Source organism: Planctomycetia bacterium (genome assembly GCA_015200345.1).
GTDB lineage: Bacteria > Planctomycetota > Phycisphaerae > UBA1845 > UTPLA1 > PLA3.
In genome coordinates this window covers 2,323,371-2,338,156 of record CP054187.1, presented here as the reverse complement: position 1 = coordinate 2,338,156, position 14,786 = coordinate 2,323,371, and the positions used below count along the sequence as shown (strand labels likewise).

General features: G+C 65.7%; 7 protein-coding genes. 5 read left to right on the top strand and 2 right to left on the bottom strand.

Going from position 1 to position 14,786, the window contains the following annotated elements:
* Window positions 1-49: 49 nt before the first annotated feature.
* Window positions 50-352: a hypothetical protein gene (locus HRU71_09520; GenBank protein QOJ03706.1), complete on the bottom strand. Its 303-nt coding sequence runs from the start codon at window positions 350-352 to the stop codon at window positions 50-52.
* 223 nt (window positions 353-575) lie between these two features.
* On the bottom strand, window positions 576-1,496 hold the full coding sequence (locus tag HRU71_09515; GenBank protein QOJ03705.1) for a hypothetical protein: 921 nt from the start codon (window positions 1,494-1,496) through the stop codon (window positions 576-578).
* Window positions 1,497-1,945: 449 nt separating this feature from the next.
* Here HRU71_09515 and HRU71_09510 point away from each other — a divergent pair, with 449 nt between their 5' ends.
* The 5 genes from HRU71_09510 to HRU71_09490 all read left to right on the top strand — a co-directional run bounded on the left by HRU71_09510 (window position 1,946) and on the right by HRU71_09490 (window position 14,776).
* On the top strand, window positions 1,946-2,581 hold the full coding sequence (locus HRU71_09510) for a hypothetical protein (protein QOJ03704.1): 636 nt from the start codon (window positions 1,946-1,948) through the stop codon (window positions 2,579-2,581).
* A gap of 513 nt (window positions 2,582-3,094) precedes the next feature.
* Window positions 3,095-4,825 (top strand): M3 family oligoendopeptidase, encoded by a 1,731-nt coding sequence (locus HRU71_09505; protein QOJ03703.1) that lies wholly within the window; start codon window positions 3,095-3,097, stop codon window positions 4,823-4,825.
* A 67-nt stretch (window positions 4,826-4,892) separates the two neighbouring features.
* Window positions 4,893-5,864: a 4-hydroxy-3-methylbut-2-enyl diphosphate reductase gene (gene ispH / locus HRU71_09500; GenBank protein QOJ04975.1), complete on the top strand. Its 972-nt coding sequence runs from the start codon at window positions 4,893-4,895 to the stop codon at window positions 5,862-5,864.
* A 296-nt stretch (window positions 5,865-6,160) separates the two neighbouring features.
* Window positions 6,161-7,918, top strand: coding sequence for a PfaD family polyunsaturated fatty acid/polyketide biosynthesis protein (locus HRU71_09495; GenBank protein QOJ04974.1), 1,758 nt, complete (start codon window positions 6,161-6,163; stop codon window positions 7,916-7,918).
* A 246-nt stretch (window positions 7,919-8,164) separates the two neighbouring features.
* A complete protein-coding gene (locus HRU71_09490) occupies window positions 8,165-14,776 on the top strand; it encodes an SDR family NAD(P)-dependent oxidoreductase (GenBank protein ID QOJ03702.1) in 6,612 nt (2,203 codons plus the stop codon).
* The last annotated feature ends 10 nt before the right edge of the window (window positions 14,777-14,786 follow it).

The following is a 14,786-nucleotide window of genomic DNA, read 5'->3' as shown; positions in this document are numbered from 1 at the left end:
CCCCGGCACCCGTTCGGGGGCAAAGTATAGCGTCCCCAAGCCAGGCCCCTCAAGCGGGCCGCTCCAAGAGCGATTCCCCGGCCAGTGCAGCGAGCAGGGCCGCCGCGTCGCCGGATGAAACACACAACGACGCCACGTGATCCGCCCGTGCGATGATTCGCGCGAACGTCGACGTTCCACTGTGGTGCGCATCCGGCGTCGCCGCACCGGGCAGCGGCTCAAAGTGAACCCAGTCTCCGCCGCGAAGCACCGTGTCATTCGGCCCGGCGGTGAAGAAGAACCGCCGACCCGCGGAGGTGACAAGGCTTCCGTCAAGGGTGAGAGGACGATAGGCCAGCACGTATCCCAGCATGGAACAGAACTCCAACCGGCGACGGGGTGGAGTCCGTTCCGTGGCGTGATGCGAACCCGAAGGCGATGAATCACGCGTGCGTCCGTGCGATGCATACGTTACCCGGCTGGACGCGTTGTTGCACCCAAAAAATCCGCGCAGCCGACAGCGCAGCCGCGCGGTCTGATAAAGAATCACGCGGACGCAGCGGACCGGCCGATGGGTTGCGTTGTGTTGCGAAAAATCAACCCGGATCGGGAAGGTGAATCGTGTCACCGTTTTCGTTGGTGACGAGCCAGACGACTTGATTGCGCTGGTTGCTCGCGGCGTCGCCCGAACGATCCAGAACCGTCGCGACGATCGTGCCGCCTGCGGCATACTGGAAGGGCTGCACGGCGTTGTTGAAGGGTGTTTTGTCCAGCCGCCACTCCGGTGCCGTGCCGAAGCCCTGCGCACAGAGCGTGCCCTGAATGCGAATGACCTCGGCGGATTTGCCGACCGGAATGCCCGACGGATTGGTATAGACAAACCCGCGCTGGGTGCAGAGGTTCGCGCCCGTGCAGATGAAATTGGGATCCGCATCCCCAAAGATGATCAGTTCCGGCAGCGGAATCAACGGGCTGCCGGTCGCAGTCAGCAGGGTGCGCGTCGTCTCGGCACCCGGCGCCGCGGCCACGAGCGACGGGCTGCCCAGCTCGTTGATGCCGTAACGCCGAACCAGAATCCGCGTGCCCGAGAGCAGCGGCACCGTGTCGCAGCCGACCACCAGGACCGTCTGTCCCGGAATCAGGGCATCGACGTACCCGGCGTTGAGATAATTCGGCAACTCGGCATCGCACACAAAGCCGCCCGGACCCGCCGACACCGCCAGCGTGATCGCGAACGACACCGGCTGCTGCGCTTGATTCACCAGCGCAATTTGTATATTTCTATTGGCCGCATCCAGCGCGCACACCGACGTGATCGCGGTGTCCGGCGTGGTGTTATCCGGTGTCGTGGTCGGCGTTCCCTGATTGCGATCGGGAAGGTTCAGAAATGTCTGCGCGAACTGGGCCGACAAGAACGGACTGATGTTGCCGCCGCAACCCACGGCGATGAACGCCGCCATCAGACCCAGCGCCACCACGCCGCGCGGGTTCAGAACGTGATCGAATCGAGTCCTCATGAAAGGGCCTCCCTTACAAGGCTGCCTGGGGGTTCCGCGAGGCGGGGGCACGACCGCAATCCACCAATGGTTGAAACGCTTCGCGCCGTGTTGCATCCGCCGCCATGTCCGGCACGGAACGGCGGGGTAGGTCGAGACGGCCGGTCCCCGGTAGCAACCCGGCTGTCTCTCGCTGGATTTTACCGCCTGACCGGGGCGGAAGCAACGACGAAACATCCGATCAATACGAAGGTTCGGGTATGTCCTAAAACCTCCAGTTCCAGTAGCACACCGCTGCGCCTGGGCATCGCCTTGATTATGGGGGGAGGCCGATTGATGCAACGACTATCAGCCGGCAACCGCAAGACCACATAAACACGCGCTCCAGCCGGCCTATCTGCTCGGCCGATGGACATTTACGTTCGATGGTTCGCGGACGTAACCGGGGGGTGGGCGAACCCCTCATCCCGATGCCGGCAATCGAACAGGAGTATGACTTCGTGCGGTTTCGCAATCTGACAGCACTCGATACCGACCGGCTCCTGAAAATGATCCGCGAGGCGGCCGGCGAATGGCCGCTCCACGGGCTGGATGTAACGATTCGCAACAGCCGCTCCTCGGATTTTTCAGGTACGTGCTTCTATAAGACCGGGCGAATCTACGTGAATGTCGGGCGGCACGTGAGCTACCCGTACCCGTTGAAAACCTACCTTGCCCGGGCACGGTCCAGTCGCGGCCGGTGGTGGCGGGAGATTTACAGCATTGTCGTCCAAGACCCCTACCAGTTGGTGCTGTTTGTGTTCATGCACGAGTTGTATCACTGGCTGGTTCGCCAGGCTCGGCGCAACACTCGGCAGAAAGAGGCCCGCTGCGACCGGTTCGCCGCGCGAGCGCTCGTGGACCACCACGGATTGGTCGTCCTGGATTCCCATGCCGTCCCCGTGGCGCGAAACGAGTGGGATTTTCAGGATTTGGACGGCTTTGTCGCCGCCGCCCATCGCGCTGCCGCCCGCCGGCCAAGGGTAAACGAAGCGGCCGCCCAACCGATCCTTGCCGCCCGCCCCGCAATCCGAAATCGGCTCAAGCCGCCGCCCAAAAATCTGTAGCCCTTTCAATCCTCGTTACACTGATCTCGGCTGCGGCGTCCTTTGGGCAGTTAACAGCATCGAACTCACGCCCCATTTGGCTCGTTTTCGCGGAGCGATCAAGTGCGACCGGGCCTTCCTTTAAAATTCTCTCGGCTATGGCTCGAATTCGCGAACTTTTCATTGACTGCTAACCTTCTGTAGGATATGATGTTATTGTGATGACGTAGCGGCCGGTGACGTTTGCGGGCAACAGAATTTCATATCCCCGCCACCACACCTGTTCGCTGCGTAGAATGAGTTAACCGCTTCTCATCGATCGGCCTCGTGCTGACCGATGGGGAGAACAACTAATCGTCTTCCACTCGCTGCGGCACCCTTTGACCGCGCCAATACCAACAGGGTGCCGCACGCCTTTTTTACTCCGTAGAGAATTGCGTTCGTAATCACTCGAACCGGGCCGGGCCGCGTGCGCGACGATACCATTACGCACGCTGCGCTCGATCGCAACAGGCTCCTGGAAAGGATTGCTTCATGGCTGGCTCAACCTCACCGACGACCTCGCCCACGACGTGTGATTACCCACGCCGCTTTGTTGCGGCCGATGCCGTCCTCGGAGACGTAGCGGTGATCGAACCGTACTACCGCGATCTGGAAGGCCGCGTCCTGGGCAGCCGCGCGGCGCTCGAGGCCTTTCTGGCGGACTGGTCGGAATTGGATGCATGGCTCGACGAGGAAGGCTCGACGCGATACGTGGCGATGACATGCCATACAGACGACACTACCATTGAAAAGCGCTACTTGGAGTTTGTGGAGAACGTCGCGCCGCAGGTTAAGGTCTGGACGAACACGCTGGAACGCAAGGTGCTGGCTTGCGAGCATGCGCGCGATCTGCCGCCGGAGCGATTCGAAGTCTGGTTGAAACAGCTTCGGACGCGAGTGGATTTGTTCGACGAGCGAAACGTCCCGCTGGCGACCGAGGATGACAAGCTCTCCCAGCAGTACCAGAAGATCGTCGGCGGGATGTCCGTGCAGCACGACGGCCGCGAGCAGACGCTCGAAGAAATGAGCAAGCTGCTGGAGTCGCCGGATCGGTCGGTACGCCGGGAGGCGTGGGAGAAGATCACCGCCTGCTGGACCAGCCGGCGCGACGAGATCGAGCAGATCTTCGACGACATGGTGCGCATCCGACATCAGATGGCGGTGAACAAGGGGCTGAAGGACTACCGCGAATACGCGTTTCGAGACTGGGAGCGGTTCGACTACACGCCGGCGGATTGCGAGGCGTTCGCCACCAGCGTGGAAAAGCTTGTCGTGCCCGCGGCGCAGCAATTGGCCGAGCAGCGCAAGCGGCAATTGGGTCTGGATACCCTTCGGCCGTGGGATATGGACGTGGACCCGCAAGGGCGCGAACCCCTGGCGCCGTTTCATGGCGCGGCGGAGTTAATCGCGGGATGCGGAAGAATCTTCGCGCGCGTCGGCGACGTGTTTGAAAAGCAGTTTGCGCAGATGATTGAGGGCGGCCTGCTCGATCTGGAAAGCCGCAAGGGAAAAGCGCCTGGCGGGTACATGACGGCGTTCGAAGGCCGTCGTTTGCCGTTCATTTTCATGAACGCGGTGGGCACGCAGGACGACGTGCAGACGATGCTGCACGAGGGGGGGCATGCGTTTCATGTGTTCGCGGTGCGCGACGAGCCGATGACGGCGCTGCGGCAGCCTCCGATTGAGTTCGCCGAGGTCGCGTCGATGGGGATGGAGCTTCTGGCCGCACCGCACCTGACGGAGTTTTACTCGCCGGCCGACGCGAAGCGGGCGCACTTGGACAACCTAAGCAATATCGTGCGTTTCTTTCCGTGGATGAGTACGATCGACCTGTTCCAGCACTGGGTCTACACCCACCCGATGCACACACGCGAAGAACGCCGTGCGGCCTGGACCGCGCTGAACAGGCGATTCAATCACTGGGTCGATTACGGCGGCATGGAGGACGCGCTGGCGACGAGCTGGCATCGCAAGAATCACCCGTTCACCGTGCCGTTCTATTACGTCGAATACGGCATCGCGCAGCTCGGGGCGCTGGGGGTCTATTTCAACTCGCGGCGGGACTACGCCGGAGCGGTCAAATCCTACCAACGGGGCCTGGCCCTGGGCGGCCGCCGACCGCTGCCGGAGTTGTTCGCCGCGGCGGGGGTGAAGTTCGATTTTTCCGCGGAAGCGATCGGGCCGCTGATCGCCGGAGCGCGGGAGGAACTGGCGGCATCGTGAATACACGAAGCAGACGGATTGCACGCCATCGGCTTCAACGCCGTCGCAAGCTATCATTATGCAATCGATGAACGTCCTCCTTGCCAATCCCCGCGGGTTCTGTGCCGGCGTCGATCGCGCGGTGAAGATCGTCGATCTGGCGCTGGAGGCGTTCGGCCCGCCGGTCTATGTGAGGCGGGAGATCGTGCACAACAGCCACGTCGTCGCCGATCTGCGCGGCAAGGGGGCCGTGTTCATCGAGGAATTGTCCGAAGCGCCGGTCGGCGCGGTCGCCATTCTTTCGGCGCACGGCGTCGCGCCGAGCGTATTCGACGAAGCGCGATCGCGCGGTCTGCGGCTGATCGACGCGACCTGCCCGCTGGTCACGAAGGTGCACCTGGAAGTTCATCGCTTTGTGCGGCAGGGCTATCACATCGCGCTGATCGGCCACGCCGGGCACGACGAGGTGATCGGCACGATGGGCGAAGCGCCGGGGAAGATTACACTTGTCGAGAACGAAGCGCACGCCCGAACGGTCGAGTTTCCGCCGCACGACAAACTCATGGTACTCACCCAGACGACGCTCGGCGTGGACGATACGGCCGGCGTGCTGAATGCCCTGCGCGCGCGATTTCCAAGCCTGGAACTTCCGCCGACCGACGACATCTGCTACGCGACCCAGAACCGGCAGGACGCGGTGAAGGAGATGGCCCGCCGCGGGATGGACCTGCTGCTGGTCGTCGGCTCGCGCAACAGCAGCAACGCGGCGCGGCTGGTGGAGGTCGGCGCGGCGCGGGGCGTGCGCGGCTTCCTGATTGACGGGGCGAACCAGATCGACCCGGCCTGGGTCACAAACGCGACACTTGTCGGCGTCACGGCGGGGGCCAGCACGCCCGAATCGGTCGTGCGCGGCGTGCTGGATCGGCTGGCGTCGCTGGGGGCCGGCGGGGTCGAGCTTTGCACGACGGCCGAGGAAGACACGGTCTTTCAGATCCCGCCGCAATTGCGGGAAGCCGTGGAGCAGAAGCGCGGCGTCTCGCTGAAGGTGCTCGGCGGGTGACTTGCCGGTAGAATCGCAAAGCGATGGGCAATCCTGACCAATCCCATGAGCAGGTCTCCCCCGTGCGGCGCGAACCGTCGAGCGGCAGCGGCTTGGTGTCTTCCATGGCCTCGGGCGTTATCGACACAAGTCGTGATGCGTTGTCGGCGGCGGCGAACACGGCGCGATCCGGCGCGCGGCTGGCGCTGGGGACGATCTTCGCCGGGGCCAACGTACTGATAGATCTGGGCGTGCGCGCGGCGCGGGCGCTGCCGCTGCGCGATGGGAACGCTTCATGGCCTCCGCAAGCCGCTGCCATGCCGCACGGTGTCGCTTCCGAGGCGCCCGATGCCGTCACACCACTCGACGAATCGGCACCGGCCAAGCCCGCGTCCAAGCCGATTCGCGAACCGTGCTCCGCCGCCGCGCCGCTCGTGCGCGGTTGGTGGCGATCGTCCGGCAGGCAACCGGTGTGGGAGCCGCATGACGTGCGTCAGGCCCTGCGCCGAGTCAACTCGCCGATCGCCGTGGTGGTGCACGGCGAGCGCATCGCGCTCGCGGTGGACGGTGTCTGCACACTCGGCACGACCGTGCCGATTGATTCCACATCGAGCGCCGGCGAACAGGTCCTGCCGCTTTTTGCCCTTGCTCCGGCGCTGCACCCTTCAATGCTGGGCGATCCCTCGTTCCGGCATGACTACGGATTGGAATACGCCTACCTCGCCGGCGCAATGGCCAACGGCATCGCCTCGGTCGAACTCGTTGAAGCGATGGGACGCGCCGGAATGATGGGCTTCTTCGGCGCGGCCGGATTGAGCGTCGACCGCGTCGCCCGCGCCATCGACCACGTGCAAGCAGTGCTACCCGGTCGACCGTTTGGCTTCAATCTCATCCACAGCCCGAGCGAGCCGGACCTCGAAGCCGCCGTGGTCGATCTCTACCTGAAACGCGGTGTGCGCGTCGTCGATGCGTCGGCCTACCTCGATCTCACACTCCCACTGGTGCGCTACCGGGTCAGCGGCATCGCGCGCGACGCGGAAGGCCGTGTGATTTGTCCGAACCGCGTGCTGGGAAAGGTCTCGCGCGTGGAAGTCGCTCGGAAGTTTCTCTCGCCCCCGCCCGAAGCCATGCTCAACAAACTCGTTGCGTCCGGCGATATCACCGCCGAGCAAGCCCAATGGGCGATGCGCATTCCCGTGGCGCAAGACCTCATTGTCGAGGCTGACTCGGGCGGGCACACGGATAACCGTCCGTCGCTTGCGCTTCTGCCGACGATGATGGCCCTGCGTGACGAGTTGCAGGCCGAGTTTGAATACGACCGATCGCTGCGCCTCGGCGCGGCCGGCGGCATCGGCACGCCCGCGGCGGCGGCGGCGGCCTTCGCGATGGGCGCGGCCTTCGTGCTGACCGGCTCGGTCAATCAGGCGTGCGTCGAGGCGGGCACGTCCGATGCGGTGCGCGAGATGCTGGCGAAGGCGTCGCAGGCCGACGTGACGATGGCTCCGGCGGCCGACATGTTCGAGATGGGCGTGAAGGTGCAGGTTTTGAAGTTCGGCACGATGTTCGCCATGCGCGCCCGCAGGCTTTACGATTTGTATCGTCAATACGAAAGCCTCGATTCGCTGCCCGCGGCGCATCGCACGGCGCTGGAGCGGGACTTCTTCCGCTGCTCGCTCGAACAGGCGTGGGATCAGACCCGCGCGTTCTTCGAGAAGCGCGACCCGTCGCAGATCGCTCGCGCCGAGGCCGACCCCAAGCATCGCATGGCCCTGGTCTTCCGGTCTTATCTTGGACAAGCGTCAAAATGGGCGAACGCCGGCGAGCCGACGCGCAAGGCGGACTACCAGATCTGGTGCGGCCCGGCCATGGGCGCGTTCAACGAATGGGCGCGTGGCTCGTGCCTTGAGCGCTGGCAGAATCGAACCGTGGTGGCCGTGGCAATGAACTTGATGCTGGGCGCGGCGGTGCTGACGCGCGTGAACTGGCTGCGGGCGCAGGGCGTGGAGATCGCGCCGGACCTGGGGCGCTTCGAGCCGATGGAACTGGCGGACGTGCAGGGAATTCTGGCTGAATAACGACGTGCGAGGAGCATCTTGCGAAAGCTCCCTTGACGGCGAGAACGCTCGAATACCGGTCATTTCGCTGTTGGCAATTCGCGCCTTCCAATTCTGTCCGCAGCCATAAGCTTGTTCTTCTCAATGTTTTATAATGACGGCATCCGATACAGTCCGGGCGTGCTTTCCCTTATACTTCCCCCTTTCACAAAAGACCTGCCCGGATCGGCCAGGCACTTTACGCACTTTCCGAAGTCGGACCCCTGAATGAACAGCGTGCGAACGTCGGACAAACCCTCCCAGCCCATCGCCATCATTGGCATGGGTTGCATGTTCCCCAAGTCGGCGGACATCCGCGCCTATTGGCGGCTGCTGCGCCGCGGAGACGACGCGATCACGCCGACGCCGCCGACCCACTGGTCCATCGCCGACTACGTCGACCCGGATCCGAAGCGGCCGGACTTTACGTATTGCGGGCGCGGAGGGTTTCTCTCGCCGACGGAGTTCGACCCGACAGAGTTCGGCATCCCGCCGACGATTCTCGAAGCGACCGACACGTCGCAACTGTTGAGCCTCGTCGTTGCGAAGGCGGCGTTGGAGGACGCGGGCTACGGCGAGTCGCGCGAGTTCAATCGCGAGCGGGCGAGCGTCATTCTCGGCGTAACCGGCTTGCAGGAGTTGGCGCTGCCGCTGGGCGCGCGGCTGGGTCATCCGATCTGGCGGCGAGCGCTGGCCGAGGCGGGCGTGCCGGCCGATCAGGCTGAGGCGGCGCTGGCGAAAATTTCCGACGCGTACGTGAGCTGGCAGGAGAATTCGTTCCCCGGCCTGTTGGGCAACGTGGTGGCCGGTAGAATCGCCAATCGTCTTAATTTGCGCGGGACAAACTGCGTGGTCGATGCAGCCTGCGCCAGCTCGTTGAGCGCCGCGCACCTCGCCATGATGGAGCTGGCCACGGGGCGCTGTGATCTGGCGCTCACCGGCGGCGTCGATACCCTGAACGATATTTTCATGTATATGTGCTTCAGCAAGACGCCGGCGCTTTCGCCGACGGGCGACGCGCGGCCCTTCGCCGACGACGCCGATGGCACGGTCCTCGGCGAGGGGATCGGCATGCTCGTGCTGAAGCGCCTGCCCGACGCCCAGCGTGACGGCGATCGAATCTATGCCGTCATCCGCGGCATCGGCACATCCAGTGACGGCCGCTCGCAGAGCATTTACGCCCCGCACGCCGCCGGCCAGGCCCGGGCGCTGCGCAATGCGTACAAGATTGCCGGGCTTGCGCCGCACGACGTTGAGTTGATCGAAGCCCACGGCACGGGCACGAAAGTCGGCGACGCGGTCGAGTTCGACGCGCTGTCGGGCGTGTATCGCGAGGCGGCAAGCGACGCCGACGCGCGCTGGTGCGCCGTCGGCTCGGTGAAGTCGCAGATCGGCCATACAAAAGCGGCGGCCGGCGCAGCGGGGCTGATCAAGGCGGCCCTGGCGATCCATCACCGCGCACTTCCGCCGACGATCAAGGTCGCCCGGCCCAATCCGAAGCTGGATATCGACACAAGTCCTTTTTATATCAACACCGAATTGCGCCCGTGGGTGGCTCGGCGTGGCCGTCCGCGCCGCGCGGGCGTCAGCTCGTTCGGCTTCGGCGGCAGCAATTTTCACGCGTTGCTGGAAGCCGCGCCCGGCGCACTGGCCGAACCGGCGTGGGACGGCTCGGCGCAGATCATCGCGCTGTCGAGCGAATCACCCGCCGGACTGCGCGAACAATTGGAGGATTGGTCGAAGCACGTGCGCGCCGGCCGCTCGTCACCCGCGTGGATCGCACACCTCGCCGGACGTTCACGCAAGGCTTTCTCCCACGAGCACGCGCATCGCCTGACGATGGTCCTGGAGACCGGCGACGATCTCGCTGCGCTATTGAACGACGCTCGCCTGCGGATCGATCTCGGCGAAGGCCGTGATTCCGGCCGGCGTGCGCCGCACAAGCGGCCTGCGACGTTTTGGCATGGCACGGGGCGACCCGTCGGCAAGCTGGCGTTCCTGTTCCCCGGTCAGGGCAGTCAGCATCTCGGCATGGGGCGCGATCTGGCATGCACGTTTCCCGAGTTGATCGCATCGCTGGAGTCGGCGGAGGCCGCAGCCGATGAATCTGACCCGCGCATCAGTGATCTGATTTACCCGCGCGGGCCGCTGGACGACGCCGCGAAGTCGGCCGCCGCACGCGAGCTGAACCAGACCGAGCATGCCCAGCCCGCGCTGGGGGCCGTCTCGCTCGGCATGGCGCGCGTGCTGGAGCGGTACGGCGTTGCGCCCGATCTGCTCGCGGGCCACAGCTTCGGCGAATTGGTCGCGCTGTGCGTCGCCGGTCGCTACGACGAAGCAACGATGCATCGGCTCGCCCGGTTGCGCGGTCGGCTGATGGCCGCGGGCGACGGCGGGCGCGGCGCGATGCTTGCGGTGAAAGCACCCGTCAACGAGATCGCATCGCTCATCGAAGCCGAGCGATTGGATGTGGTGCTGGCGAATCGCAATGCGCCGGCGCAGGCGGTGCTTTCCGGCGCGCGTGAATCCGTGGCCGCGGCGGCCCAGGCGTGCAAGGCGCGAGGCTGGGCGACGAAAGCACTGGAAGTTTCCGGCGCGTTTCACAGCCCACTCATGCAATCGGCTGCGGCACCCTTTCGGCAGGCACTGGAAGCCGTTGCGTTCGCGGCGGGGCGCGTGCCGGTGCTGGCCGGTGCAACGGGTGCGTTGTACCCCGCCGGAGCAGCGGCGCGGGCCGTGCTGGGAGAGCAGCTTACGTCGCCGGTCGATTTCATCGCCGTGGTGCGAGGGCTGACCGACGCCGGCGTTGATACCTTTGTCGAAGTCGGACCGAAGCAGGTCTTGTCTGGCCTGGTCCAGGCGACGCTCGGCGATCGACCGCACACGCGATTGGCGATGGATGCGCCGACCGGCCGCGACGGAATGTTTCATCTCGCCTGTGTTCTGGCGCAGCTGGCCGCGCAGGGCCGCCGTGTTGACCTGACGAAATGGGAACGCGAAACGCCCGAGCCGCGTACGCCGCGCATGATCATCCCGCTGACCGGCGCGAATTACCGCGCACCACGAAAGACCGAATCCGATCAAGGCTCCGCGCGTTCGCCGTCGAAACCATCGGCCGCCGCCGCCGCGCCCACGCAACTTAGTCCACTCGCGTCATCCGCCGCGCCGCGAACGCCGACGCCTTCACCGACGCCGACCATACCGGCACGATCAATACCCGCAGCCGCAGCGGCATCGCCCGTTGCACCGAATACAAAGAAGATCGAGACAACCATGAACGAGCATTTTCATTCCGCCGCGCCGACCGCGCAGCGCCATCATGCACCTGCGGCCCCAGCTTCAGACGCGGCGCACTTGCTTCGCGAGGGGTTGCAAGCCATGCAGGCGCTGCAACAGCAAACCGCCGCGGCACACCAGCGATTCCTCGAAGGGCAGGAACAAGCCCACCGCGCGTTTGTGCAACTCCTTGAAACGCACGGTCGACTTCTCGCCGGCGCGCCGTCGGCCACGCCAATGAACGCACCGCCACCATCGCCTCCGGCTCCATCGCTCGCGCTGTCGATCGCTCGCGCGGCGACGCCAACCAACAGCTCCGCACAGGCTGTTCCCATGACGACCGGTTCGCATCTTCCGCCGCCCGTCGCGCCGGCCACGCCCACCGCACCCGGCCCCGCTGCCGCACCGATCGCGCCCGTGGCCCAACCAATTTCGACGCTCGCGCGGACCGCGGCGGCCCCCACCGCGTCTGCGTCCCATGAGAATGTCGTGCTGGAGGTCGTCTGCGAAAAAACCGGATACCCGCGCGACATGATCGAGCTGGACATGGACATCGAGGCCGACCTCGGCATCGACTCGATCAAGCGCGTGGAGATCGTCGCGGCCATCGAGGAGCGCATCCCGGCGTTCGGCGGCATCAAGCCGGAATACATGGGCGGCATCCGCACGCTGCGCGAGATTCTCGCGTTCGTGGAGTCGAGCCTGAACGCGCCCGCAGGCGATTCATCGGTCAGGAGCGAGCCGAGCCGGCCGACCACGCCGGCGACCGCCCACGACGCCGCGGCAAGCTCGTCAGCCTCGCCCGCTTCCGACGAGCCGGACTCATCAACGACGTCCGTCTTTTCGACCGTCCTGCTCGACGTCGTGGCGCAGCTCACCGGCTACCCGCGCGACATGCTCGATCTCGGCATGGACCTGGAAGCCGATCTCGGAATCGACTCGATCAAACGGGTCGAAATCCTCGCGGCGGTCGAGGGTCGCCTGCCCGATGTCGCCTCGGTCAAACCCGAGTACATGGGCAGCCTTCGCACGCTGGCGCAGATCGTCGATTATTTCGCCTCGCAGGGGGGCGGCATTGCGAACGCATCCTCGACGCAACAAGCCGGATCGCGTGAAGTCACTCAACCGGCAGCGCCGCGTGCTGAAGCCGCGCCGAGCGCGGCTGATCCGGTGCGACTTCGGCGTCGCGTCCTAGTCGCGCGGGAGTCCTCCGCGCCCGCCGATCGCGCCTGGCGCGTGCCGAACGGCGCGACGATCTGGATTGTTGGCGCAGGCGACGAGCTGGCGGATCGCCTTGCCGACCGGCTTCGCTCGGACGGTTTCGCCGCTCACGTTGTTTCGAGTACTCCCGACGATTCGGCGGCCGCAGCATGGCCCGCGAACCCGTCCGCGCTGATTCTCACGCTTCCTCCGACCCATCCCGGCGCGCCGCTCTGGTGCAGCGAGACCGAGCAAGCCACGCGAAATCTCTTTGCGCTCGTTCGTCGTGCCGCGCCCGCGCTCCAGGCCGCCGTGAAGGAGGGAGGCGCCTTGCTCGCGTGCGTTACGCGAATGGACGGCCGGTTCGGCCTGACCGGCGGCGACTTCGACGCGGCGCAGGCAGGCTTGGCGGGCATCCTCAAGACGGCAGCGCATGAATGGCCCGGCGTTTGGTGTCGCGCGATTGACATCGCGCCAGACTTGGAGGCCGACGCGGCCGCCGACGCCCTGGCGACGGAGCTGCGGTGCGGCGATGAAATCGAGGTCGGTCTGTCGGCTGCGGGGCGCGTTGTGCCTGAACTCGCCGATGCGCCGGCAATGGAGGCAAAGCCCTCGCTGCACCCCGGCGACGTGGTCGTGATCAGCGGCGGAGCGCGCGGGGTCACCGCGGCGGCGGCCGAAGCGCTCGCGCTGGCCGTGCAACCGGCACTGGTGCTCCTGGGGCGCTCGCCTGTTCCGACGGATGAGCCGGCCTGGCTGCACGGATTAAGCGACGAGGCGTCGATCAAGCAGGCCATCGCGACGAACGCGTTCGCCGGTCAGCGCGTCGGGCCGCGCGAGCTGCGCGCCGCGTATGAGCATCACCTGGCGCAGCGCGAGATTCGGACCACGCTCGCCCGCCTCATCGCAGCCGGGGCGCGCGTGCGATACGAGTCGGTCGATGTGCGCGACGCCGCGGCGACCCGTGCCTTGATCGAGCGCATACGGCGTGAGTGGGGGCCGATTCGCGGGTTGATTCACGCCGCGGGCGTGCTGGAAGATCGTCGCATGGAGGACAAGACCGACGAACAGTTCGCCCGCGTGTATGACACCAAGGTGCGCGGGCTGGCGTCGCTGCTCGGTGCGCTGGATACGAACGAACTGCGGCAGATCATTCTCTTCTCGTCCGTCGCGGGTCGATTCGGCAACGCCGGTCAGGCCGACTACGCCGCCGCCAATGAAGTGCTGAACAAGGTCGCCCGCCGGCTCGCCGCGCGCCTGCCGCATGCCGGCGTCTGCGCGATCAACTGGGGCCCGTGGGACGGCGGCATGGTCAACGAGGGCCTCAAGCGCGCCTTCGCCCAGCGCGGCGTGTCGCTGATTCCGCTCGACGCCGGCGCGCGGGCCATGGTGCGCGAATGCATCGGTCCGACCGATGCCGTGGAAGTCATTCTCGGCGACGGCTTCGAAATGCCGGCGCAGACACGACGCGCGGCGGACGCCACCGACGCCGACATGCGTCCCGCGTTTAATCGCCGCATCGACATCGAGAGCCATCCGTTCCTCCGCTCGCACCTGCTCGATGGGCATCCGGTCCTGCCGGCCGCCGTCACGATGGAATGGCTGGGCCAGGCGGCCATTCACGCCAACCCCGGCCTCGTGCTGGGGGGAATTGAAGATTTTCGTATTCTTCGCGGCGTCGTGCTGGACGGCGGTGCCCGCACGTTGCACTGGCTGACCGGCGCGCCGACGAAGCGCGGCGGCGAATTTGTCGTGCCGGTTGAGATGCGCTCCATCGGCCGAGGCGACCGCGAAATTCTGCACGCCCGCGCCCAGGCCGTGCTGGCCAGCGCCCGGCCGGCGCCGGCCAGCGACGATCGCGCCACAATCGAGACTCTTTCCGAACGCCCGTTCTCGCTGGCGATCGACGCGGCCTATGGAAAGGTCCTTTTCCACGGCGAGCATTTCCGCGCGATACAGGCGATCTCCGGCATCTCGCCACGCGGCCTGGTCGCCGACGTGCGGACCGCCCCAAACGCGCGCGAGTGGATGGCCCAGCCGATTCGCGGTGAATGGCTCACCGACCCGCTGGCGATCGACGCCGCGTTTCAACTGGCGATTCTCTGGTGCCACGAGGAGTTGTCCGCGCTGTCGCTGCCAAGCGGGCTGGCCGCGTATCGCCAGTATCACGCGCGATTCCCCCGCGATGGCGTTCGCGTGACCCTGCGTGTGACCGAGTCGTCTCGCGCCCGCGTCACCGCCGACTTCGTTTTCAGCGACCACCACGGCACGATCGTCGCGCGGATCGACGGCTATCAGTGCACCGTCGACGCCGGCCTGTCCGCCGCGTTCCGCAAACAATCACCGATCGGCCTGACGGTCTGATCCGGCCTCG

Excerpts from the sequence above, each read along its gene's own strand:
- HRU71_09490 (QOJ03702.1), top strand. The coding sequence starts at position 8,165 with ATGAACAGCGTGCGAACGTCGGACAAACCCTCCCAGCCCATCGCCATC.
- HRU71_09505 (QOJ03703.1), top strand. The coding sequence starts at position 3,095 with ATGGCTGGCTCAACCTCACCGACGACCTCGCCCACGACGTGTGATTAC.
- HRU71_09520 (QOJ03706.1), bottom strand. The coding sequence starts at position 352 with ATGCTGGGATACGTGCTGGCCTATCGTCCTCTCACCCTTGACGGAAGC.
- HRU71_09495 (QOJ04974.1), top strand. The coding sequence starts at position 6,161 with ATGCCGCACGGTGTCGCTTCCGAGGCGCCCGATGCCGTCACACCACTC.
- HRU71_09515 (QOJ03705.1), bottom strand. The coding sequence starts at position 1,496 with ATGAGGACTCGATTCGATCACGTTCTGAACCCGCGCGGCGTGGTGGCG.
- ispH (QOJ04975.1), top strand. The coding sequence starts at position 4,893 with ATGAACGTCCTCCTTGCCAATCCCCGCGGGTTCTGTGCCGGCGTCGAT.
- HRU71_09510 (QOJ03704.1), top strand. The coding sequence starts at position 1,946 with ATGCCGGCAATCGAACAGGAGTATGACTTCGTGCGGTTTCGCAATCTG.